We start from the raw sequence: 22950 nt of genomic DNA on the forward strand, positions 1-22950 counted from the left end.
ATGGGAGCAGGCGCGTCAGGGGGCCCTCGTGATAACCGGCGCAGGTAAACCAACCCGGGTTCTTGAGGTGGCACCGGCACCTGGGATGGTGCCGGTGAGTTGGCCATGCCTAGTCGAGGGTTTTGCGAAACCTCATGGAAGCCAAAAGCAGCCCGGCGAGGGTAAACACGCCGAGCCAGATGAGGTCCGGTACCAGATCGCCAAGTTCGGCCTGGCGCAGCAGGACGCCGCGGATGCAGCGCATGAAGTGCGTCGCCGGGAGGGCCTCGGCGATGATCTGCGCCGCGACCGGCATCCCCTCGTAGGGGAACATGAAGCCGGAAAGCAGGATCGAGGGCAACAGGATAAACACCGTCATCTGCATCGCCTGCAACTGACTTTTCGCCAGGGTGGAGATAAGCAGTCCTAGGACCAGGCTTGCGGCGATGAACAGGAGCGTGATCACCAGCAGATCCAGTGCGCTGCCACCGAGTGGGATCCGAAACAGCACCCGCCCCAATCCCAGGATGATCCCCGTCTGCAGCAGACCGACAAAGATGTAGGGAATGATTTTGCCCAGCATCAACTCCAGGGGGTGGATCGGGGTGGTAATCAACATCTCCATGTTACCCCGCTCCTGTTCGCGGACGATCGCCAGGGAGGTAAAGAGGATCATGGTCATGGTGAGGATCACCCCCACCAGCCCCGGCACGATGTTCACCGCCGTCCTTTGCTCCGGATTGTAGAGCAGTGTCACCTCGAACGTCGGCACCGTGTGCAGGGAGCTCTGGCGAAAGAGATCCGGCAGCGGCATGGAACGTAAGCTCTGTATCGCCCCGGCCACCACGTTATCGGAGCCATCCACCAACCACTGGGCGATGGGCCGACTGAGGGGCTCGTCACTGGATGCCGGGGTGGACAGTCCGGCAACGCTGTGACGTGCCAGGCGATCATCCACGTCCGGCGGGATGATCAATACCGCCCGCACCCGCCCTTCGGTCAGTGCCGCCTGACCCTCGGCCAGATCCACGCCCCGGCTCACCACCTCGACCACCTGGGTCGCGATGACACTCTGGATCAGCGCCCGGCTGAGCCCGGTCTGGCTCTGATCCACCACCGCCACCGGCAGATCCCGTACCCGGTTATTGATGGCGTAGCCAAACAGCACCAGCTGGATAAGCGGGATCATAATCACCATCGCAAAGGTCATGCGATCCCGTCGCAGCTGCATCAACTCCTTAGCCAACACCGCCCAGATCCGCCTTAACCCCTTCATTGACGCCGGGCTCCCGCGGTACGCATAACGAACACATCCTCCAGGCTGGGGCGAACCTCCACCCCATCGTGAAGCCCCTCGCAGCCCGGCTGAGCCAGCAGCCAGGCGACGGGGTCCGGCTGCTGCCGGTCCACCAGGATCCGCAAACGGCTGCCCAACTGGGCGGCACTGCGAACCTGGGGGAGTGAGATGAGCTGCTGCTTCACCTGGCGCAGGTCCGCCCCGGCCAACTCCACCACCCTGCCCCCCATCGAGGCCATCAGCGCCTGCGGCGCATCGTCAGCACGTTTGCGTCCGCTCTGAAGGATCGCCAGCTTGTGGCAGCGCTCCGCCTCATCCATGTAGTGGGTGGAAACCAGGATGCTGGCACCGGCGGCACAGAGATCAAACAGCTGCTCCCAGAAATCCCGCCGGTTTTCCGGATCCACCGCCGAGGTAGGCTCATCGAGAAAAAGCAGGCGCGGGCGATGCAGCACCGCGGCGGCCAGGGCCAGGCGCTGCCGTTGGCCGCCGCTCATGGAGCCCGCCAGCTGCCCGGTCAGGCGATCCAGCCCATACACCGCCAAGAGTTCATCTATGCGGCGGCGGGTCTCGCTGCCGGAGAGTCCATGGATCCGGGCCATGAACTTCAGGTTCTCCCTCACCGTAAGATCGCCGTAGAGGGAGAAGCGCTGGGTCATGTAGCCGATCTCCCGCTTCAACGCCTCGGCGGCCTGTGGCAGCCGGTGACCAAGCACCGTCACCTCCCCCTCCGTGGGGGCCAGAAGGCCGGTTAGCAGGCGGATAGCGGTGGTTTTCCCGCTCCCGTTGGGGCCCAGGAAGCCATAGATAATCCCGGGCTCTACGGTCAGGTCCAGCCCATCGATGGCGGTGAAATCGCCAAACTTTCGCACCAGGCCACGAGCCTGGATCACCGCTTCGGTCATGGCAGGACCACCTGGGCCGGCAAACCGTTGGGCAGCGCCGCGGCCTCGGCCGGGAGTTGTACCTCCGCCAGGTACATCAAGCGGCTGCGTTCAGACTCATTGAGGGCATAGTAGGGGGTAAAAGCCGGCTCGTTGCTGATCCAGCGCACTCGCCCTTGCCAACTTTGCGCCACCCCATCGACCCGGACGCTGAGACTCTGTCCGGTGCGAACCGATGCCCGGTAGGGCTCAGGTACGTAAACCCGGGCATAGGGGGCTTCTCCTGCCAGCACCACCGCCACCGGGCTGCCGATCCGTACCCGCTCACCCAGGTTCCAGGGCAGGTTATCCAGGCGACCGCTGCGAGTGGCGGTGATGGTGAGCTCCGATAGGGTCTGCACCTGTCCTGCCAGCTCCGCCCGGGCCGCTGCCAGCTGGGCCTCCCCCATGCGCAGATCCTCCTCACGGGTGCCGTTGGTCAGCTCAAGCAACCGCTCCTGCGCACTGCGCAGCGCAGCCTGGGTGGAGTCGCGCTGCGCCCGACTGTGATCCAGCTCCGCAGTGCTGGCCAATCCTCGGCTTACCAGATTGTCTATCCGGGCAAAACTGCGCTCCGCTTCGCGCAGTTCCGCTTGCGCCCCCACCACCTCCGACTGGGCCTGCCCCACCGCTTCCGGGCGGGCACCGTTGCGCAGCTTATCCAGGTTGGCCTCGGCGGCCGCCACATCGGCACGGGCCTTATGCACCCGGGCCTGCTGCTGACGATCGTCCAGCTGCGCCAACAGGTCTCCCTGCTCAACCCAGCTGCCCTGGGCCACCGGCAGTGCCACCAGCACTTCGTTGATGGTGGCCGAGTGGGTGATGCGATCTCGCTCCAGGCTGCCCAGTGCTAGGCGCTCGCCCTCACCGGTGCCACAGCCAGCCAGGATCAGCACCGCGACCGGCCACACGCGGATAAACCAAAACCCAAGTTTTTTCATTGGCTTCCCCTGTCTCAACCTCCTTATGTATTGGATAAATATCGCACACCCCACCTCGCTTTACGGGAAAACCTGCGTACCAAAGGGGAGTGTCTCGCATCGGTGCCTCGATTTGGGCCTACCTCTCTTACCGCTTTCGCTCCGATGCGGGTTGGGTCTGCTGCCAAGCCGCGTGGTGACCCGGTTAGCACAGACGCTGAGGTGGCGCTTGCTACCCTTTGGTATGTAGGTAACTTACTGTTGACCTCGGCCGGCGGCGCAGATCACCATAGGCAAATCTGTCTCGGCATCGGCTCAGGCACTAGACTGTATCGAACTCCCCCTGCAGTGCGAGGTATCCCCATGGATCTGCAACTTCACGACAAGCGGGTACTGGTGACCGGCTCCACCGGTGGCATCGGTAAAAAGATCGCGGAAAAGTACCTGTCGGAGGGGGCGGTTGTTTACATCAACGGCCGCAATGAAGCCCGCTGCCAGGCGGTGGCCACGGAACTCGAAGGCCTGACCGGCAGCAAGGGCCGGGCCCGGCCGGCAGCTGCGGATCTGTCCGACGCCGAGCAGACCGATGCCCTACTGGCCAGGCTGGCAGAGGATGGCGGGATAGACATCCTCATCAACAACACCGGCATCTTCGAGGTGAAACCGTTCGAGCAGATCAGTGACGAGGAGTGGCTGCACTACTTCAACGTCAACATCCTCTCTGCGGTGCGCCTATCCCGTGCCCTGCTGCCGGCGATGCTCAGACGTGATTACGGCCGTATCGTCAATATCTCCTCCGAGTGCGCCATCAAGCCCCTGGGTCAAATGGTGCATTACAGCGTGACCAAAACCGCCCTGCTCTCCCTCTCCCGTGCCCTGGCGGAACTGACCAAGGGGAAAAATGTCACGGTGAACTCCGTGCTGCCCGGCCCCACCTGGACCGAGGGGGTAGAGCACTACTTCGATACCCTGGCTGCCGAGGAGGGCAAACCCCTGGAATCCCTGACTCGTAACTATTTTGCCGATCACGAACCTACCTCGCTGCTGCAGCGGTTTGTCGATGTCAATGAGGTGGCGGAAGCCACCGTCTACCTGACCAGCAACCGTGCGATGAACGGCCAGGGGCTGCGGGTCGAGGGGGGGATCATTCGCGCCCTATGAGGCGTCTACCGACGTTTTGGGGACGCAACGCCAAGGGACGAGGGAAGCTGGCGGCCGATTGGCCGGTTTACCGCTCGCCCCCCTTGGATTGCCCGGGCCCCATCCCCATCTAGTGGACAACAGCGAGCAACAACGACGGACTCATGAGCCACAACGCCATCGACGAATTCAGCGCCAACTTTCATATCGAGCTGGACGGTGAGAGCAGCAGCGACCTGCTCCCCGCCCTGCCCCAGCATCCGGATGTCCTGCCGGTCATGCCACTGCAAAACCGCCCCTTCTTTCCCGCCCAGATCATGCCGGTGGCAGTCAAAGGCGGCGCCTGGTCTCACACCCTGGAAGCGGTGGACAAAAGCCCCCACAAGATGATGGTGCTCTTTCATACTGCGCAGCAGGATGCGGCGGAGGGAGAGCTTCAGCGCGATCTGCTGGCACAAACCGGCACCCTGGTGCGGGTCCACCAGATCAACAAAACCGAAGATGGCCAGTTCCAGTTTATTGCCGAGGGGGTCTGTCGTGCCCAGATCCAGCGTTGGATCACTGACGCTCAACCCTACCTGGCGGAGATGAGCTACCCGCTGGATGAACATCCGGACAGCAAGGAGATCAAGGCTTACGCCATCGCCCTCATCAGCGCCCTGAAGGAGCTGGTCCCCCTCAACCCGCTCTACAGCGAGGAGCTGAAACAGTACCTGGAGCGCTTCGGGCCCCACGAGCCCTCGCCTTTGACCGATTTTGCCGCCGCCATCACCACGGCGAAGGCCGAGGCCCTGCAAGGGGTTCTGGACACGGTGACCCTGCTTCCCCGGATGCAGAAAGTGCTCGCACTGCTGAAAAAGGAGCTCGATGCCGCCAAGCTGCACAGCGAAATCAGCGAACAGGTGAACCAAAAACTGGAGCAGCGGGAGCGGGAGTTTTTCCTGCGGGAGCAGCTCAAGGTGATCCAGCGAGAGCTGGGGGTCGCCAAGGATGATAAAACCGCCGACATCGAGCAGTTTAAGGCGCGGATGATCGGCAAAACCCTGCCGGAGCCGGTGTCGCAACGTTTCGCCGATGAGTTGCAGAAGCTTTCGGTACTGGAGACCGGCTCCCCCGAGTACTCGGTCACCCGTAACTATCTCGACTGGCTGACACAGGTCCCCTGGGGGGTCTTCTCCCAGGACAGTATCGATCTGGCCAAGGCCCGCAAGATCCTGGATAAAGGCCATGATGGCCTGGTGGATGTGAAGGACAGGATCCTGGAGTTCCTGGCGGTCGGTGCCTTCAAGGGGGAGATTGGCGGCTCCATCATCCTGCTGGTGGGCCCGCCCGGTGTCGGCAAAACCTCCATCGGCCGCTCCATCGCCGAGTGTCTTGGCCGCCCCTTCTACCGTTTCAGTGTCGGTGGCATGCGGGACGAAGCGGAGATCAAGGGCCATCGACGCACCTATATTGGTGCCATGCCGGGCAAGCTGGTGCAGGCGCTGAAGGAAACCGAGGTGATGAACCCGGTGATCATGCTCGATGAGATCGACAAGATGGGCAAGAGCTACCAGGGCGATCCCGCCTCCGCGCTGCTGGAAACCCTGGATCCGGAGCAGAATGTCGATTTCCTCGATCACTATCTGGATGAACGCCTGGATCTCTCCAAGGCCCTCTTTGTCTGCACCGCCAACACCCTCGACAGCATCCCCGGCCCCCTGCTGGACCGGATGGACGTGATCCGCCTGTCCGGTTACCTGGCAGAGGAGAAGGTCGCCATTGCCAAGCACCACCTCTGGCCCCGCCAGCTGGCCAAAGCCGGGCTCAAACGCAGCCAACTGCGCCTCTCGGAGCCCGCACTGCGCAAGGTGATCGATGGCTATGCCCGGGAAGCCGGCGTCCGCGCCCTGGATAAGCAGCTGGCCAAATTGGTGCGCAAATCCGTGGTTACCCTGCTGGAGAGCGGCGCAGAAAAAGCCAGCATCGGCGTCAAAGAGGTGGAGTCCCTGCTTGGTATGCCCCGCTTCAGACCGGATGACCTGCTCAGCGGCAAGGGGATCGTCACCGGGTTGGCCTGGACCTCAATGGGCGGCGCAACCCTGCCCGTAGAGGCGCGCCGGGTTCATCAGCAGGCGCGGGGGCTGCACCTGTCCGGTCAGTTAGGTGACGTAATGAAGGAGTCGGCGGGGATCGCCCTGAACTTCGTAGCCGGCGCCATTGCCGAGGGCGGCTCGCTGGCCCACCTTAAGGCCGACGCCCACTTCTTTGACAAGGCCCATATCCACCTCCATGTTCCGGATGGTGCGACCCCCAAGGATGGTCCCTCCGCCGGTGTCACCATGGCGACCGCGTTGCTGTCACTGGCACTGGATAGGGCCCCAAGGTCGGGGCTGGCGATGACCGGCGAGCTGAGTCTGACCGGCAAGGTGATGGCCGTGGGCGGGATCCGCGAGAAGGTGATCAGCGCCAAGCGCCAGAAGATCTTCGAGGTGATCCTCCCCGAGGCCAACCGTGGCGACTACGAGGAGCTGCCGGATTACGTCAAAGAGGGGATGGCCGTTCACTTCGCGGACCGCTACGAGCAGGTGGCCGCTCTGGTTTTTTAGATACTGCACTCTTCCCAAGCGCCTGATCCCATCAGGCGCTTTTTTCATCACCGCTTTCTCCAGATCTGGGTTTGGTCACAGACAAGTCGGTCAAAATATCGACAATGGCGCCTTTTTGACCGCAAAGGCGTCCTCCATGTCCGATCTCGCACCGTTGTTTGCCCAGGCCCTGGGATTTGTCGCCATGGCGGTGGGCTGGTGGGCGGCCGCGCAGCGGTGTGACCAGCGCCTGCTCAGGGGCAACCTCCTGTCCGCAGTGCTGACCGCCGGCCACCTGGGCGGGCTCGGCAGTTCGTTGGGGATGAGTAATCAGCTGGTGAATGCCGCCCGGTTTGGGCTGGCCCAGCGGGTTCGCCATCGCCGATGGGCACACCTGTTTGCGGGCGTGGCACTGCTGCAGGGCCTGGCACTGGCGCAACGCCCCGCCGAATGGTGTGTCGTGCTCGGGTCGGTGCTCTCCAGTTACCTGCTGTTTTGCTGCCGTGGCGATCTTTTGCGCTGGGGCCTGGTTGGCGTCAACCTGCTCAACCTGACCCTGTCGGTAACCCTGCTCTCCTGGTCGGGGATCCTCTACCAGAGCGTCACCCTGACTTTACTGCTTCGGAGCCTGCTCAAGCCTCGACCGACGCCCATCTCCATCTAAGCGAATCAGATCCGGCTCAAACTGTTACACTTAAATAAATCTGGCATGGGGGACAGCGGTATGTCCATGCGCTTCTATCTGCTCGACTTGGATACCATGCACTTCGAGGGCATGGTGGCTGCAGATGGCCCCCATATAAAACAGATGGGCGGCGTCAGTATTCCCATCGGGGAAGCCTCCCTGCACTTTGGTGATCCCATCTCCCCGGGCTGGCGACTTCACGGCCCCCACTGCACCCTGGAACTGCCCACCCTGGACAAGGAGCAGGTGCTCGCTCTGGCCGCCCACTTCGGTCTGCCCATCCGCACTTCCCCCGCCGAACGGCCCTCCGGCGGTGACTTCCTGCGCAGTCCCGCCTTTGCCGGACTCTGCCACTGGGTGCGACGACACCCCGATAAAGCCAAGAAGATCTACCAGGGTGCCCATCAACGTACGCCGGGCTGGCTCGATGTGTGTAACGCGGCCAACGCCATCGCCGACGACGAAGCCTGACGGATGCGGAAATAACACCGGAGCGAGTTAACATTCTGAGAGCGCTGATCGCCGAAGGTAAAGGCAGGGTGACCATTGGGTAACAGTTGAAGGCTTTTTCGCTGAAATACGGGACGCTTGCCCCCGATTCTGGCAAAGTCCGCGCGATGAAATTGACTCTGCCCAAGACCATACTCGCCGTCCTGTCACTTCTGCTCTTCGTCATGGTGCTGGTGGAGCGCTTTAACAGTGGCCAACCACCGCGCATCGCACTGCGCCTGCCGCCGCTGCACAGCGACAGCCCGCCGTTTTCTAAAGAGGTGGCAGATTACGCCCCCAGGCTCGCCAATGCCTACCACCTCGAGCCGGAGACCGCGGAAACCTTCGCAGCCTACATTCTCGAATCGGCCGCTTACTCCGGCGTACCCAAAGAGCTGCTGGCCGCCCTGATCCAGATCGAGAGCCACTTTCGCGACGATGCCGTCTCCTCCGTCGGTGCCGTCGGTCCAGCCCAGATCATGCCCAATATCTGGGGGGAGAGCTGCGGTGACGTCCATGAAACCCGTAACAACGTCCTCTGCGCCGGCGTCGTGCTCAGCCACTACAAACAGCGTTTTTGCGAAGGGGACGCCTCCCCCTACGCCTGCGCGCTGAGCCTCTATAACGTCGGGCCCGGTAATCTACGCCGGGCACCGGATCAGGGAACCGCTGCAGCCACCCGCTACCTGAACAAGATGTCACGCTCACTGGGGCGCTTCGATTATTCGACCCTCATTGAACCGCTGGGATCGGGCACCCCGATGCTGGCAGAGCATTTCTGACGCCAGAGGGTAAAAAGCCCTTGCTAGCACAACCCTTGTCTGGCCAACATTGGGGCATTAGCATGGCATCGGCTTACCCTACCCCATCAATCTCTCTGAGCGACGCCATGCCCCTGAACATCCTCCATCTCGACCCTGACCTGGTTGCCATCGACAAACCCGCCGGAATGCTGGTCCATCGCGGCGAACGAGCCAGCCACGGGGGCGAGCCGGTGCTGCAGGCGTTGCGCCGTCAGTTGGGGCAACGTCTCTACCCGGTACACCGTCTGGACAAGGCCACTTCCGGCGTGCTGATCATGGCACTCTCCCCCGAGGTAGCATCAAGGCTGGTGGCCCAGTGGTCAGAGGTTGAGAAACACTATCTGGCGGTTGTCCGCGGTCACCTGTCGGACTGCCAGCTGGACCTTCCCTTGGCAGCCCCGAGGGATCGCTTTGACCCCCACTGGACGCCGGGGCCGGAAAAGCCGGCCCAGACCCGCTTCACGGCTCTGGCCCAGGTAGAACTGCCCCTGGCCATCGATAAGTATCCCTGCTCCCGCTACTCCCTGGTCCGCTGCCAACCATTGACCGGACGAAAACACCAGATCCGCCGTCACCTGCGTCATCTTGGCCATCCGATCCTGTGCGACACCCGTTACGGCAAGAATCGCCACTACCACCACTTCCGTGATCAGGTGAGGATAGACCGGATGCTGCTGCACTGCGAGCAGCTCCGGTTAACCCATCCGGTAAGTGGCGAGCCCATGATCCTGAGCGCAGAGCCGGACCCGGTCTTCCTGCGCGCTCTGACCTATCTCGGTCTCAAACCCAACGGCGAAAGCTCAGGTTAAATCAAACGCTTGTGCTTCTTTTTGGTTGTTACCCTTGGCAACGGCGCAACGGGAGATGAATCACAAGAATGTGACGGCAGCGCCCCGGCGCGATCAAGAGTTGAGCAGTCAGCATTCTTGCCCGTGACAGTGGCTCCGCCGCACTGCTATGGTCGGCGGCCATTGTTATGAGAGACCACGATGAAACAGCTTGTTCCAGTTTTGTTTTTGGCCTTAGGCCTGGCCGGTTGCAGCAGCCTGGGCGAGGATCTGCGTGACGGTCGTACCGGTACCGTCGAGCGCGGGCTCGCCTCCTACTACGCCAACAAATACCAGGGCCGGACCACCGCCAATGGCGAGCGATTCGATCAGAATGCCATGACCGCCGCGCACAAAACCCTGCCATTCAATACCCGGGTGCGGGTGACCAACGTGGACACCGGCAAGAGCATCGTCGTAAGGATTAACGACCGCGGACCCTTTGTCAGCGGGCGGATCATCGATCTCAGCCGCCGGGGCTTTGGTCAGTTAGGAAACCTCAATGCGGGCCTGGTCGAGGTAACAATGGAGGTGCTGCCCTAACCTCCTGCTTCGCCATATCCGTCTCGCTTGAGGCAGAGATTGTTGCCCCAGCGGGGGCCGGACGATATAAGGGGCGGGTGACAGTCACATGGGCAAAGGTTCACACCCTGTGGATTTGGCGCTGTTCCGGTCGAAGCCCCGGTAGCCAGGGCTTACCTTTACCTCTGCCCCTGTGGTATGCCCTGTCGAGAAAAAAATTCCCAATTCGGGCGCACGGGTGCTAAGCCAGTAGGAGGCAATCTCAGTCCCTTGGCACAAGGAGAGGCAATGACACCGCGGCACACCCCCTTTTTCACACTCCTGACCCTGCTGCTCACCCTGTGTCTGCTGCCTTCCGGTTCGGCGCAGGCCAACCCCAGCGAGGAACCTGCCCTGTCCGAATGGCGGGTCCCCTGGGGAGGCCGTCCGCGAGACCCGGCTGTCGCGCCGGATGGCAAGGTCTGGTTTTGTGGCCAGGCCGGCAACTACCTGGGCCGGTTCGACCCGCATACCGAAGCCTTTACCCGCTTCGAGCTGCCCGAGGGTACTCACCCCCACAACCTGATCATCGACGAGGCCGGGACCGTCTGGTATGCGGGAAACCAGAATGCGCATATCGGGGCCCTGGACCCCGCGTCGGGCCAGATCCGGCAATACCCCCTGCCTGCGGGCGTGACGGATCCCCACACTCTTATCTTTGGCGAGCCTAATCAGATCTGGTTTACCGCGCAGTGGAGTAATGTCGTGGGCCTTCTGGAGACGGACAGTGGCAAGGTCACCGTCTACCCGATGCCAACCCCCCAGGCCCGTCCCTACGGTATAAAGCGAGACAGGGAGGGCACCGTCTGGGTGGTGTTGCTGGGAACCCATAAGCTGGCGAAGATCAGGCCGGAGAGCTTCGAGGTCACGGAGATCCCTCTGCCCCACGTGGACGCCCGCCCCCGCCGGTTGGAGATCGACCCCAGGGGGGATATCTGGTACGCCGACTATGGCCGCAGCACCTTGGGACGCTACCAACCCGCCCGGCGAAAGGTGACCGAGTTTCCCCTCTCGCCCCAGCCCCACAGCCTCCCCTACGGTACCGCTTTGGACCACCTTGGCTGGGTCTGGGTCGCACTGACCGGTGAAAAGCCCAACGTCCTGGTGGCCTTTGATACGGCCGAGACTCGCATCGTCTACCGTCTCGGTGTCCCCAGCGGCGGTGCGGTACGCTACATGATCCACCACGGCCAAAACCTCTGGTTTGGGGTCGACACCGGCTACCTGGCCCGGGTCACGCTGCCCAGCTCAGCCCCAGCATCCAATCTGCACCCGAGCGAGTGAGCCCACAGCCGCAGGTTTCAGCCATAAAGCACTCTGGGCGGTTTTAAGGGAGTAAAAGGCTATTTTTCCGGATTATTTTCCCATTTTTAGGCGAAAAAAGCATCACTAATGGGTCAAGGCACGTGGGCAATCCTGCGGAGAAAACCGCAAAATATGGGGCTTTGCGCCCATACTGGAGAGGCAATCCGGGACAAATTCATCGGTTGCTGCCAGTAAACTTCAGATTGCCCATAACAATGGGACAAAAATCTTGTATACTTGCGCGGAATTTTGGCGCTGATTTTTTATAGAGTGAAAAATGGCTGACTTATCCAAGTACCGTAACATTGGTATCTTCGCACACGTAGATGCCGGTAAAACCACCTCCACCGAGCGTATCCTGAAGCTGACCGGTAAGATCCACAAGACCGGTGAAGTACACGATGGCGCCGCCACCACCGACTTCATGGAGCAGGAAGCTGAGCGTGGTATTACCATTCAGTCTGCTGCCACTACCTGTTTCTGGAACGATCACCGTCTGAACATCATCGACACCCCTGGGCACGTTGACTTCACCGTTGAAGTTTACCGCTCCCTGAAGGTACTGGATGGTGGTGTTGGCGTATTCTGTGGTTCCGGTGGCGTTGAGCCCCAGTCCGAAACCAACTGGCGCTACGCGAACGAATCCGAAGTAGCTCGTCTGATCTTCGTGAACAAGCTGGACCGTATGGGTGCAGACTTCTACCGCGTCGTTGACCAGGTGAAGAACGTACTGGGTGCCCGCCCGCTGGTGATGACCCTGCCGATCGGCATCGAAGACGACTTCAAAGGCGTAGTCGACGTTCTGTCTCAGAAAGCTTACATCTGGGATGACTCCGGCCTGCCGGAGAACTACGAAGTGGTTGATATCCCGGCCGAACTGGTTGACGACGCTGCCGCTTACCGCGAAGAGCTGATCGAAACCGCGCTGGAAGCCGACGAAGATCTGCTGATGGAGTACCTGGAAGAGGGCACTGAGCCGTCCATGGACGAGATCAAGCGCTGCATCCGTCAAGGTACCCGCGACCTGATGTTCTTCCCGACCTACTGTGGTTCCGCGTTCAAGAACAAAGGTATCCAGCTGGTTCTCGACGCCGTTGTTGACTACCTGCCCTCCCCGACCGACGTACCGCCGCAGGATCTGACCGATCCTGAAACCGGTGAAGCGACTGGTGAGGTGGCTACCGTATCTGCCGAAGAGCCGCTGCGCGCCCTGGCGTTTAAGATCATGGACGACCGTTTCGGCGCCCTGACCTTCATCCGCATCTACTCCGGTGTATTGAACAAGGGTGACACCATCCTGAACTCCGCCACCGGCAAGACCGAGCGTATCGGCCGCATGGTAGAGATGCACGCTAACGACCGTACCGAGATCACCCGCGCACAAGCCGGTGACATCATCGCGGTTGTGGGCATGAAGAACGTGCAGACCGGTCACACCCTGTGTGATCCTAAGCATGAGTGCACCCTGGAGCCGATGATCTTCCCGGAGCCGGTGATCTCCATCGCCGTTGAGCCGAAGGACAAAGGTTCCGTCGAGAAGATGGGTATCGCCATCGGTAAGATGGTTGCCGAAGATCCCTCCTTCCAGGTTGAAACCGACGAAGAGTCCGGTCAAACCATCCTGAAGGGCATGGGCGAACTGCACCTGGACATCAAAGTAGACATCCTCAAGCGTACCTACGGCGTAGAGATGGTAGTGGGTCAGCCGCAGGTGGCCTACCGCGAAACCATCACCACTCCGGTTGAAGACAGCTACACCCACAAGAAGCAGTCTGGTGGTTCCGGTCAGTTCGGTAAGATCGACTACCGCATCAAGCCTGGCGAGCAGGGCTCCGGCTTCAAGTTCACCTCCACCGTTGTGGGCGGTAACGTGCCGAAAGAGTTCTGGCCTGCCATTGAGAAAGGCTTCAAGGGCATGATGGAAACCGGTCCGCTGGCTGGCTTCCCGGTTCTGGACGTTGAAGTTGAGCTGTTCGACGGTGGCTTCCACGCCGTTGACTCCTCCGCCATCGCGTTCGAAATCGCCGCCAAAGGCGCCTTCCGTCAGTCCATGCCTAAGGCCGGCCCGCAGCTGCTGGAGCCGATCATGAAGGTGGACGTCTTCACTCCGGAAGATCACGTGGGTGACGTTATCGGTGACCTGAACCGTCGTCGCGGCATGATCAAGGACCAAGAAGCGGGCGTTACCGGCGTTCGCATCAAGGCAGACGTACCGCTGTCCGAGATGTTTGGCTACATCGGTCACCTGCGTACCATCACCTCCGGCCGTGGCCAGTTCTCCATGGAGTTCAGCCACTACGCCCAGTGCCCGCAGAACGTTGCCGAAGCAGTTATCGCCGAAGCCAAAGAGAAAAACGCTAAGAAGTAATTCCTGGCCGTTGACCCTTTGATAAACCCCGCCATCTGGCGGGGTTTTTTATTACCCGGATAACGACAACAACCTGGCTAAAGGCTCACTGCGATTCTCGATCCCCTCTTTCCTGCTTCTCCAACGGCCGCTCCGGCCCATCAGCCTGCCGCCACAATTCGCCAATGCAATCCTCCTCAACCGGATCGGCCGGCGGGTCATATTCCCAGTCATAGTGCTTACGCCTTGGCAGGGGGTCATCACGCCAAAACCACAACGCGCCGAGAACGCCTCCCACGGCGCCAAACAGGTGTGTTTCGAAGGAGATCCCTTCGTACCTTGGCAATATGCCGTAGATCATCCCTCCGAACATGAAAAATGCCGCCATCATCAGGGCGAGGGAGCGCGGATCCCTTCGCAGCAGGCTCGCCACCAACAGAAAGAAGAAGATCCCATGGGTCAGGCCACTGGCGCCAAAGTGAAAGCTCATCCGCCCCACCAGCCAGACCCCAGCACCTGAGACCAGCCAGATCAGGGCGATCACTTTGAACCGGCAGCGGGGGTAACCGTAAAGCAGCGCAGTGCCCAAGATAAGCAAACCGGTGCTGTTGGCCGCCAGGTGCGCCGCATCCCCGTGGATCAGCGGTGCAGTCAGGATCCCCAGCAGACCAGCGGTATGGCGGGGCAGCACACCGTAATGACCCAAATAAAGACCAAACAGCTGCTCCCAGAGCCATATCCCCCAGAGCACCAGGGTAAAGGCAGTGGCAATCAACAGGCTTTGCTTAAACTGGGTGAGGTGGTGCGCCACTCTCATCGGTACGCCTCCCCCCACGCACTGCCGCCGCAGCGCATTGATCCATTGAGCGCGTGGTGTATCACCCACCACCTCCCTGCATCCTTGTGACGCCCCCGGGATAAGAGCCATTCAGCCCTTAAAACGAGACAAGGCTCACAGGCCTGAGAGGGATCTCCACGCCGTGCCCACCAAAGCGATATCATCTGTGACAATTTGTGAATCAACTTTCGATCCTCGCCCATGACCTCAAGCCCCTCCGCGTATACCCTCACACTGGATCACCAAACCCACGATGTCGAGCACGGCGTCCGCCTGCTGGACTGGTTGAAAATCCAGGGCGTACAGGTTCCCGCCCTCTGCCAACACAATAGTAACGGGCCTAAGACCGCCTGCGATCTCTGTGTGGTCGAGGTCGATGGTCAGCTGCAACGCAGCTGTGAGGTGCGGGTGAACCGGGAACTGGTGATCGTCTCCGAATCCGATGCCATCACCGCCCATCGCCAGGCGGCGCTGAAACGGATCCTCAAAGACCATACCGCAGATTGCGACGCCCCCTGCCAGACCGCCTGTCCCGCCGAAGTGGACGTTCAGAGTTACCTGCATCACATTGCCGCCGGCGAGCCGGTGCAAGCCAATGCGGTGATCAAGCAGACCCTGCCGATGTCTCTCTCCATCGGCCGCGTCTGCCCTGCCTTCTGTGAACGTGATTGCCGCCGCTCCCTGGTGGATGAGCCGCTGGCCATACGCCAGCTCAAACGTCACGCGGCGGATTGTGACCTGGCACAGGAAACGCCGGTTCTGGCGCCCATCGCGCCCTCAACCGGCAAGCGCGTAGCAATCATCGGTGCCGGCCCCGCCGGCTTGTCCGCCGGTTACTTCCTGAGCCATGCAGGCGTCGCGGTGGATATCTTCGAGGCCGCCGACGAACCCGGCGGCTGGTTGCGCTATGGGATCCCGGAGTACCGTCTTCCTAAGGCGATACTGGCCAAGGAGATCGCCCTGATGTGCCGGGCCGGCATGCAGATCCACACCGGTTTAAAGCTGGGGCGGGATCTGGAACTGGCGCAGCTGAGTCAACAATACGACGCGGTCTGCCTGGCGGTCGGGGCCCAGAAAGCGGTAGCACTCGACTACCCGGGCAGCGAACTGGACGGGATGCTGCTCGGGGTGGATTACCTGCGTGCCGCCAATGCCGGCCAACCCACGGCGCTGGGCAAGCGGGTGGCGGTGATCGGCGGCGGCAATACCGCCATCGATTGTGCCCGCACTGCGCTGCGCCAGGGGGCGGAGGTCACCCTGGTCTATCGCCGCACCAAGGCAGAGATGCCGGCGGAGGATTACGAGATCCATGAGGCCGAGGTGGAGGGGGTGAACTTCCTTTTCCTCGCCAACCCGGTAGAAAACCGCGCCGATGATGACGGACGCATCGCCCAGGTGGGATTTGAGACCCTTCAACTGGGGCCTGAGGACGCCTCAGGGCGCCGCCGTCCGGAACCCACTGGCGAGGTGCAGTGGCACGCGTTCGATACGGTGATCGCCGCCGTCAGCCAACAGACACAGATCGACTTCGTCCCCGAGGGTAGCCTGCCCCTGACCCGCTGGCGCACCGCCGACGCCTGCCCCGACACCTTCCGGCTCGGGGAGGATGGTCTGTTTGCCATCGGCGACTTCCGTCTGGGTCCCGCCACCGCCGTCGAGGCGATCGGGGATGGCCGGCGCTGCGCCGAGGCGATGCTGGACTACTTCAGACAGGGCGAATTCCAGCCCCGTCAGCCCGGCTATAACGCCCGCAAAGCCAAAACTCTGGCCGAGGTTGAGGTGCGCTGCTTCGAGGGGGTTACTCCGGCGCCTCGAAGCATCATGCCAGAACAGGCTATCGGCGAGCGGACCAGCCGTTTCAGCGAGGTGGAGCTGGGTTTTAGCGTCGATGACGCCATCGCCGAAGCCGCACGCTGTCTCGCCTGCGGCTGCCAGAAAAGCCAGGCATGCGGCCTGCGTGACGCCGCGAGCCTGTACCGGATCAAGGATGCGGATCTCGATAAGCGTTGGTCACCGCAACGGCCGGTGGATGATAGCAGCCCCTTCATCCGCTTCGATCCCAACCGCTGCATCCGCTGTGGTGCCTGCGTGGAGGCCTGCCAGAACCAGGGGGTTCACAACGTCCTGAACTTTGCCGACGGGGAGTGTCAGCAGCCGGTCCGGATCGGCGACGGCACCCTGATGGCCAACTCCGCCTGTGTCCAGTGCGGACTCTGTGTCCAGGCCTGCCCGGTTGGCGCCCTGACCGAGAAAACCCTCAATCAGTACGGGGCGCGGCCAGCGCTGAAAACCGTCGATACCCTCTGTACCTATTGCGGCGTCGGTTGTGGCCTGACCCTGCATGTCGACGAGGTAAAGAACCGTGTTGTGAAGATCACCGGCAACGAGGCCTCCCCGGTCAACCAGGGAATGCTCTGCGTAAAGGGACGATTCGGCTTCGACTTCCTTCACTCCCCCGAGCGCCTTACCCAGCCCCTGGTCCGCAAGGCGGGACAACTGGTGCCGGTTTCCTGGGAGGAGGCGCTGGTTACCCTGGCCGAACGCCTCGGCGCCATCAAGGCGAAGCACGGCGGCAACGCCCTGGCCGGACTCTCCTCTGCCAAGACCACCAACGAGGAGAACTTCCTGTTCCAGAAGTTTGTCCGCACCCTACTTGGCAGCAACAATGTGGATCACTGTGCCCGCCTCTGCCACGCCACCACGGTCACTGGCCTGGAGCCAGCCATCGGCAGCGGCGCCATGACCAACGACCTGGCCACTCTGGACCAGGCGGATCTCATCGTGCTGATCGGCAGCGACACCAGCAATGCCCATCCCATCATTGCCTCCCGCATCAAGCAGGCGGTGAAGCAGGGCAAGATCCGTTTGGTGGTGGTGGACCCCCGTCGCATCGACATGGCAGAGCATGCGGAACTGGTGGTCAATCAGCGCAGTGGCACCGACGTCATGCTGATCAATGCGGTGATGCAGCAGATCCTGGTCAACAACTGGCAGGATGAGGCGTATATCGCTGCACGAACCCAGGGGTTCGACGGGCTCAAGTCTGAGGTGATGCGGGAGGAGTACGGCCTCGACAATGCCGCCACCCTCACCGGGGTCCCGGCAGAGAAGATCGCCCAACTGGCTCGCCTTATCGGCACCAGCGGCCGCACCGCGGTCTACTACGCCATGGGGATCACCCAGCACAGCAACGGCACCAATAACGTGCGCTCCCTGGCCAACCTGCAACTTCTGTGCGGTAACATCGGCGTCACCGGTGGCGGCATCAACCCGCTGCGGGGCCAGAGTAACGTTCAGGGGGCCTGTGACATGGGTGCCCTGCCCAACTACCTGCCCGGGTACCAGAAGATTGGCGAAGCCGATAACCTCGAGCGGTTCGAGGCGTTTTGGCAACAGAGCCTGCCGACACAGCCGGGCCTGAAGCTGACCGAGATGATCGACGCTATGGGCAGCGGCGCGCTCAAGGGACTCTACATCATGGGGGAGAACCCGGTGCTGTCGGACCCCGATCAGCAGCATGTGCTCTCAGCCCTCGCCAAGTTGGATTGCCTGGTGGTCCAGGATCTCTTCCTGACCGAAACCGCGCAGTTGGCGGATATCGTTCTGCCGGCGGCGGCCTTCGCGGAGAAAAGTGGCCACTTTACCAACACTGAACGCCGGGTTCAGCGCCTCAATCCCGCCCTCAAACCGCCAGGCGAGGCCCTGCCGGACTGGGCCATCATTCAGAAGGTGGCCCAGGCGATGGGCGCAGATTGGGATTACCGCGCCCCCAGCGACATTACCGCCGAGATCTGCCAGGTAACCCCCAGCTACCGGGGCATCACCTGGGCGCGGGCCGCAGCGGGAGAGTTGCAGTGGCCCTGCCCCTCGGAGCAGCACCCGGGTACGCCGATCCTCCACCAGGCGCAGTTCATCCGACGCCAGAAGGCCCAGTTCGCCGCCGTGCCCCATCGCCTGTCGGCGGAGGCCCCCTGCGAGGCCTACCCGCTGATCCTCAGTACCGGGCGGCAGTTGGCCCAGTTCCACACCGGCACCCTGACCCGAAAGACCCAAGGGCTGGACCAGATGGCCCCCCCCCAGGTGATGGTTTCCATCGAAGATGGCGAGGCCCTGGGGATCCGCAACGACACCCAGGTCACCGTGACCACGCGACGCGGCGCCTTGACCCTGCCGGCGCGGCTCAGCAAACAGGTGCCCAAGGGGATGCTGTTCCTGCCGTTCCACTTTACCGAGTCGCCGGCCAATGTGCTGACCCATGCGGCGCTCGATCCCTATGCGAAGATCCCGGAGTTCAAGGTCGCCGCGGCACGGCTGGAGGTGGCCTGACCGCGCCGCATTCACCACCAACACGACAGCAACAAAGGGGTCACTTCCGGTGACCCCTTTTTCATCGGTGCCCTTCGGGACAGCATGGCGATCCACTCACGGCTCACTGCATATTTGACACTCAGTTAACACCGTGATTGAATGCGGCAGTTCCCTATCCGTGGCTCGCTGCAGATGCGACCACCAAGGGACCAGAAGAGGAGCGTCAACCAGGTAGGCTGTTCGAGGTGACCAAACACCGATGATGACAGTTGAGGGGGATTGATGCCGAGGCAGAGGGTCGATTTGGCCAGACCCGCCGCCGGTTGTTGAGGCTGAATCCTCGCAACTGTCACCTTTGGTGGAGAGCTTCTGGTCTTTGCGTTACCCAAGTGGCGCCGCCTAGATGCGCCCCTGCTCGCCGCAAAAACCAGGCTTTCCGAACTTAAATAGGATTTCTAAGTTCGAGAGAGGCCCATGTCACAACCTCATTTCCAGCATCACCATGCTGCCCTGTCCGTTGCCAAGTTCGGTGGCACCAGCGTGGTGGATTACGCGGCCATGCAGCGCTGCGCAAAGCTCGTTGCCTCCCGTCCCCAGGTTCGCCTGGTGGTGGTCAGTGCCAGCGCCGGCGTTACCAACGCCCTGGTGGCACTGGGTAACCAACCCGATGCCGCCGAGCGGCAAGCGCAACTGGACACCATACGTCGGATCCAGATGGGGATCTGTCGACCGCTCAACGAGCCGGAGATCGCCACCCAGATCCAGTGCTGGATCGATGAGTTGACCACCCTGGCCGAGATGGGTCCGCAAAGCAGTGACCTCGCGGCGTGGCGGGATCAGATCCTTGCCTTCGGAGAGCGCTTCTCCTCCCTGCTGTTTAGCCGCATCCTCAACCGTGAACTGAGCCAACATGGCGGTGCCGCCTGCTTCGATGTGCGCCAGGTGATGCGCACCGACAGTCAACACGGTAAGGCGATCCCCCAACAGGAGAGCATCCGCGCCCTCTGCCAGGGTGCCCTGCTGCCCCGCCTGAGCCAACAGGTGATCGTTACCCAGGGCTTCGTCGGTGCCGACGGTAACGGTTACACCACCACCCTGGGCCGGGGCGGTTCCGACTACAGCGCCGCCCTCCTGGCTGCCGGCATCGGTGCCCAGGAGGTTGAGATCTGGACCGATGTCCCGGGGATCTTCAGCACCGATCCCCGTCTCTGTGACGGTGCACGAGCCATCCGCGAGATCAGCTTTGCCGAGGCGGCGGAGCTGGCCACCTTCGGGGCCAAGGTGCTCCATCCCGCCACCCTGATCCCGGCAGTGGCCAACGACATCGCCGTGTTTGTGGGTTCCAGCCGAGAACCGGCGCTGGGGGGCACCCGGATCCTGGCCAGCACCGAGGAGCGGCCGCTGGTGCGGGCGGTGGCCCTGCGTCGTCAGCAGACACTGGTGACGGTGCACAGCATGAACATGCTGCACGCCACCGGTTTTCTCGCCGAGGTATTCGCCATCCTGGCGCGCCACGCCATCAGCGTAGACCTGGTCACCACCTCAGAGGTCAGCATTGCCCTGACCCTGGACGAAGCGGGCAGCAGTGCCAACGGCCACGCCCTGCTCACTGACGAGGTCTTGGCGGAGCTGGGCCAGCTGGCTCGGGTGGAGGTGGAGCGCAATCTCGCCCTGGTCGCGGTGATCGGCAACGATGTCCACCGCAGCGGTGCAGTCAGTGAGCATACCTTCGCCACCGTGGTACCGGATCCGGTCCGGATGATCTGCCAGGGCGCCAGCCCCCACAATCTCTGTTTTTTGGTCGATGAAGCGGCGGCGGACCAGGTGGTTCGCCGGGTACACGACCGGTTTTTAAGCCAGCCGGCCTGAGGCCGCGCGACAGTCCAGGGCGTTTCGGCGCCCGCAGTCGACGCTTAAATCCCAAGCCAGAACCCAACAAAAAAATTAAAACGATAAGGATTCCCTCATGTCCGAAGCCCTTTCTCTCCCGGCCTGGGAGCAACTGCTGAATCAATTGGAAGCGGGTACCCTGCGCGCCGCCTACCAGGATGAACAGGGTCAATGGCACGCCAACACCGAAGTCAAAGCCGGGATCCTCTCCGCTTTTCCCGCCGGCGAGATGATCAGCTTTGACGCCGACTTTCCCGGGGCCGTCGATAAACACAACCTGGCACCACGCCGCTTCCATCCCCGCGACCAGGTACGCCAGGTCCCCGGCGGCTCGGCGGTACGCCGCGGGGCCCACGTGGCGGCCGGGGTGGTGATCATGCCCCCGGCCTACATCAACATCGGCGCCTTTATCGACAGCGGCACCATGGTGGACTCCCACGCCCTGGTCGGGTCCTGTGCCCAGATCGGCAAGCAGGTGCACCTTTCCGCCGGCGTACAGATCGGCGGTGTGCTTGAACCCGTGGGGATGGCGCCGGTGATCGTGGAAGATCACGCCTTTATTGGGGCCGGTTGTGTGCTGGTGGAGGGGGTGATCGTCAAGCGCGGTGCCGTACTGGCCCCGGGTGTTCAGCTCTCCGCCTCGGTACCAGTCTACGACCTGATCAATGAATGCCAGCTGGAGAGGGGCGCGCCCATCCCGGAGAACGCCGTCGTGGTCCCCGGCAGCCGTCCCGCCAGCAGCGGATGGGGCCGCCAGATGGGACTTAGTGTCCAGTGCCCGGTGATCATCAAGTACCGCGACGCCGGCTCCGACGCCGCCCTGGTGCTGGAAGAGGCGCTGCGCTGATGACGCCAACCACTCTCCCCCACGCATTGCTGCGGCGCGCGACGGACGCACTCGGCAGCTCGTTCTACGCCTACGACCTCGACGGACTTGCGGCGCACCTGGGCGAGCTTCAGGCTGGGCCGGCCCGCCTGTGGTACGCAGTCAAAGCCAACCCGTTATCTGCGGTGATCCAGACCTTGGCAGAAGCGGGATTTGGCTTCGATGTCGCCAGTCCCGGTGAACTGGACCAAGTGTTGGCCCAGGGGGTCTGCCCATCACGCATTCTCAACACCGGTCCGGTCAAGACCCCGGCAATGCTGCGTCACTTCCTCGAACGGGGAGTGCGGATCTTTGTCCTGGAGAGTCATCGGCAGCTGACGGATCTGGCCACCCTGTGCGAACAAACGGGGATCCAGGTCGAGGTGCTGTTTCGGGTACAGCTCTCCTGGCCTAAGCAGGACGATGGCAAGATCAATGTCCTTGGGGGCAGCGATGCTACCCCGTTTGGCCTCACTCCAGAGCAGTGGGACCCGGAGTGCACCACCTTGCCCCCCTCCATGACACTGCTGGGGGTGCACTGCTTCCAGTGGGGCAATATCCTCGATGCCGACACCCTGATCGCCCACTGGCAGGCCGCCCTGCCCCGCCTCGCCAGACTGCTGGATCGCTGGCAGCTGGAGGCTCCGGTGGTGGATCTCGGTGGCGGCCTTGGGATCCCCTACCACGGCGAATCAGAGACCCTCGACTGGACGCGGGTGGTGGAGGCTCTTACCACCCTGAAACGGCAATACCGGTTGGGCCAGTGCTGGCTAGAGCTAGGTCGTTACGCGGTCGGACCCTACGGCTACTACCTGAGCCCGGTGGCGGACATCAAAGAGAACCAGGGAGTGCGTTTCGCTGTGATCGAAGGGGGAAGTCAACACGCCCTGCGTCCCGCCCTTACCGGACAACCCTTCCCGGTCGCCGCCCTGGACACCACTCAGGGCCCAATGCAGCCCTATCAGATCCGCGGCGCGCTCTGCACCGGGCTGGATAACCTGGGGGATGTCCAGTTGCCTGCCGGCCTGCAACCCGGCCATTGGCTCTGCTTTGGTCAGGCCGGCGCCTACGGTTTTACCGAGAGCATGCCCTACTTTCTCTGTCACACGCTGCCGGCGGAGATCACCCTGAGCAACGGGGAGTACCAGGTTCTGCGCCCTGCCAAAGCGGCCCAACACTACTTAGCTTAAACGCGAGAAGGAAACA

At 62.2% G+C, this 22950-nt stretch carries 17 protein-coding genes and 1 riboswitch; of the genes, 13 read left to right on the forward strand and 4 right to left on the reverse strand.

Features of this window, described 5'->3' with window-relative positions; all coding sequences use genetic code 11:
• Positions 1-109: 109 nt before the first annotated feature.
• From ABD997_RS04045 to ABD997_RS04055, 3 genes are read right to left on the reverse strand one after another with little or no spacing between them, the layout of a single operon-like run.
• Positions 110-1255 carry an ABC transporter permease gene (locus tag ABD997_RS04045; protein ID WP_345315731.1) on the reverse strand — a complete coding sequence of 382 codons (1146 nt, stop codon included), beginning with the start codon at positions 1253-1255 and terminating at the stop codon, positions 110-112.
• The gene (locus tag ABD997_RS04050) at positions 1252-2181 is read right to left on the reverse strand and encodes an ABC transporter ATP-binding protein (RefSeq protein WP_345315732.1); all 930 of its coding nucleotides are present in this window, start codon (positions 2179-2181) and stop codon (positions 1252-1254) included. The genes ABD997_RS04045 and ABD997_RS04050 overlap by 4 nt, the downstream gene beginning before the upstream one ends.
• Positions 2178-3140: an HlyD family secretion protein gene (locus ABD997_RS04055; protein WP_345315733.1), complete on the reverse strand. Its 963-nt coding sequence runs from the start codon at positions 3138-3140 to the stop codon at positions 2178-2180. Before ABD997_RS04055 ends, ABD997_RS04050 begins: the two co-directional genes overlap by 4 nt.
• Positions 3141-3482: 342 nt before the next feature.
• On the opposite strand from ABD997_RS04055, the gene ABD997_RS04060 reads away from it, so the two are divergent.
• From ABD997_RS04060 to fusA, 9 genes are all read left to right on the forward strand, one after another.
• Complete coding sequence (locus ABD997_RS04060; protein WP_345315734.1) at positions 3483-4280, forward strand: SDR family NAD(P)-dependent oxidoreductase; 798 nt, start codon at positions 3483-3485, stop codon at positions 4278-4280.
• 143 nt (positions 4281-4423) lie between these two features.
• Positions 4424-6847: an endopeptidase La gene (gene lon, locus ABD997_RS04065; protein ID WP_345315735.1), complete on the forward strand. Its 2424-nt coding sequence runs from the start codon at positions 4424-4426 to the stop codon at positions 6845-6847.
• A 136-nt stretch (positions 6848-6983) separates the two neighbouring features.
• A complete protein-coding gene (locus ABD997_RS04070; protein WP_345315736.1) occupies positions 6984-7490 on the forward strand; it encodes a YgjV family protein in 507 nt (168 codons plus the stop codon).
• A 60-nt stretch (positions 7491-7550) separates the two neighbouring features.
• Positions 7551-7982, forward strand: coding sequence for a hypothetical protein (locus ABD997_RS04075; RefSeq protein ID WP_345315737.1), 432 nt, complete (start codon positions 7551-7553; stop codon positions 7980-7982).
• Positions 7983-8128: 146 nt separating this feature from the next.
• Positions 8129-8782 carry a transglycosylase SLT domain-containing protein gene (locus ABD997_RS04080; protein WP_345315738.1) on the forward strand — a complete coding sequence of 218 codons (654 nt, stop codon included), beginning with the start codon at positions 8129-8131 and terminating at the stop codon, positions 8780-8782.
• A gap of 107 nt (positions 8783-8889) precedes the next feature.
• Positions 8890-9612 (forward strand): pseudouridine synthase, encoded by a 723-nt coding sequence (locus tag ABD997_RS04085; protein ID WP_345315739.1) that lies wholly within the window; start codon positions 8890-8892, stop codon positions 9610-9612.
• 180 nt (positions 9613-9792) lie between these two features.
• Positions 9793-10173: a septal ring lytic transglycosylase RlpA family protein gene (locus ABD997_RS04090; protein ID WP_345315740.1), complete on the forward strand. Its 381-nt coding sequence runs from the start codon at positions 9793-9795 to the stop codon at positions 10171-10173.
• A gap of 267 nt (positions 10174-10440) precedes the next feature.
• Positions 10441-11475 carry a Vgb family protein gene (locus tag ABD997_RS04095; RefSeq protein WP_345315741.1) on the forward strand — a complete coding sequence of 345 codons (1035 nt, stop codon included), beginning with the start codon at positions 10441-10443 and terminating at the stop codon, positions 11473-11475.
• A gap of 298 nt (positions 11476-11773) precedes the next feature.
• Complete coding sequence (fusA, locus tag ABD997_RS04100) at positions 11774-13864, forward strand: elongation factor G (protein WP_345315742.1); 2091 nt, start codon at positions 11774-11776, stop codon at positions 13862-13864.
• An 85-nt stretch (positions 13865-13949) separates the two neighbouring features.
• Here fusA and ABD997_RS04105 read toward each other — a convergent pair whose 3' ends face one another.
• Positions 13950-14660 (reverse strand): rhomboid family intramembrane serine protease, encoded by a 711-nt coding sequence (locus ABD997_RS04105; protein WP_345315743.1) that lies wholly within the window; start codon positions 14658-14660, stop codon positions 13950-13952.
• Between the two features lie 222 nt (positions 14661-14882).
• Between ABD997_RS04105 and fdhF the strand changes: the two genes are divergently transcribed.
• The 4 genes from fdhF to ABD997_RS04125 all read left to right on the forward strand — a co-directional run bounded on the left by fdhF (position 14883) and on the right by ABD997_RS04125 (position 22934).
• A complete protein-coding gene (gene fdhF, locus ABD997_RS04110) occupies positions 14883-19007 on the forward strand; it encodes a formate dehydrogenase subunit alpha (RefSeq protein ID WP_345315744.1) in 4125 nt (1374 codons plus the stop codon).
• Between the two features lie 187 nt (positions 19008-19194).
• Positions 19195-19366: riboswitch (Lysine riboswitch) on the forward strand.
• A gap of 97 nt (positions 19367-19463) precedes the next feature.
• Positions 19464-20858 carry a lysine-sensitive aspartokinase 3 gene (gene lysC, locus ABD997_RS04115; protein ID WP_345315745.1) on the forward strand — a complete coding sequence of 465 codons (1395 nt, stop codon included), beginning with the start codon at positions 19464-19466 and terminating at the stop codon, positions 20856-20858.
• 97 nt (positions 20859-20955) lie between these two features.
• A complete protein-coding gene (locus tag ABD997_RS04120) occupies positions 20956-21726 on the forward strand; it encodes a 2,3,4,5-tetrahydropyridine-2,6-dicarboxylate N-succinyltransferase (protein WP_345315746.1) in 771 nt (256 codons plus the stop codon).
• On the forward strand, positions 21726-22934 hold the full coding sequence (locus ABD997_RS04125; RefSeq protein WP_345315747.1) for a PLP-dependent decarboxylase: 1209 nt from the start codon (positions 21726-21728) through the stop codon (positions 22932-22934). The genes ABD997_RS04120 and ABD997_RS04125 overlap by 1 nt, the downstream gene beginning before the upstream one ends.
• Positions 22935-22950 lie beyond the last annotated feature (16 nt).

This window comes from Ferrimonas gelatinilytica, assembly GCF_039544205.1.
Classification (GTDB): Bacteria; Pseudomonadota; Gammaproteobacteria; order Enterobacterales; family Shewanellaceae; genus Ferrimonas; species Ferrimonas gelatinilytica.

What these genes read in the sequence shown, in the direction of transcription:
- ABD997_RS04045 (WP_345315731.1), bottom strand. Translation starts at nt 1,255, where the DNA reads ATGAAGGGGTTAAGGCGGATCTGGGCGGTGTTGGCTAAGGAGTTGATG.
- ABD997_RS04050 (WP_345315732.1), bottom strand. Translation starts at nt 2,181, where the DNA reads ATGACCGAAGCGGTGATCCAGGCTCGTGGCCTGGTGCGAAAGTTTGGC.
- ABD997_RS04055 (WP_345315733.1), bottom strand. Translation starts at nt 3,140, where the DNA reads ATGAAAAAACTTGGGTTTTGGTTTATCCGCGTGTGGCCGGTCGCGGTG.
- ABD997_RS04060 (WP_345315734.1), top strand. Translation starts at nt 3,483, where the DNA reads ATGGATCTGCAACTTCACGACAAGCGGGTACTGGTGACCGGCTCCACC.
- lon (WP_345315735.1), top strand. Translation starts at nt 4,424, where the DNA reads ATGAGCCACAACGCCATCGACGAATTCAGCGCCAACTTTCATATCGAG.
- ABD997_RS04070 (WP_345315736.1), top strand. Translation starts at nt 6,984, where the DNA reads ATGTCCGATCTCGCACCGTTGTTTGCCCAGGCCCTGGGATTTGTCGCC.
- ABD997_RS04075 (WP_345315737.1), top strand. Translation starts at nt 7,551, where the DNA reads ATGTCCATGCGCTTCTATCTGCTCGACTTGGATACCATGCACTTCGAG.
- ABD997_RS04080 (WP_345315738.1), top strand. Translation starts at nt 8,129, where the DNA reads ATGAAATTGACTCTGCCCAAGACCATACTCGCCGTCCTGTCACTTCTG.
- ABD997_RS04085 (WP_345315739.1), top strand. Translation starts at nt 8,890, where the DNA reads ATGCCCCTGAACATCCTCCATCTCGACCCTGACCTGGTTGCCATCGAC.
- ABD997_RS04090 (WP_345315740.1), top strand. Translation starts at nt 9,793, where the DNA reads ATGAAACAGCTTGTTCCAGTTTTGTTTTTGGCCTTAGGCCTGGCCGGT.
- ABD997_RS04095 (WP_345315741.1), top strand. Translation starts at nt 10,441, where the DNA reads ATGACACCGCGGCACACCCCCTTTTTCACACTCCTGACCCTGCTGCTC.
- fusA (WP_345315742.1), top strand. Translation starts at nt 11,774, where the DNA reads ATGGCTGACTTATCCAAGTACCGTAACATTGGTATCTTCGCACACGTA.
- ABD997_RS04105 (WP_345315743.1), bottom strand. Translation starts at nt 14,660, where the DNA reads ATGAGAGTGGCGCACCACCTCACCCAGTTTAAGCAAAGCCTGTTGATT.
- fdhF (WP_345315744.1), top strand. Translation starts at nt 14,883, where the DNA reads ATGACCTCAAGCCCCTCCGCGTATACCCTCACACTGGATCACCAAACC.
- lysC (WP_345315745.1), top strand. Translation starts at nt 19,464, where the DNA reads ATGTCACAACCTCATTTCCAGCATCACCATGCTGCCCTGTCCGTTGCC.
- ABD997_RS04120 (WP_345315746.1), top strand. Translation starts at nt 20,956, where the DNA reads ATGTCCGAAGCCCTTTCTCTCCCGGCCTGGGAGCAACTGCTGAATCAA.
- ABD997_RS04125 (WP_345315747.1), top strand. Translation starts at nt 21,726, where the DNA reads ATGACGCCAACCACTCTCCCCCACGCATTGCTGCGGCGCGCGACGGAC.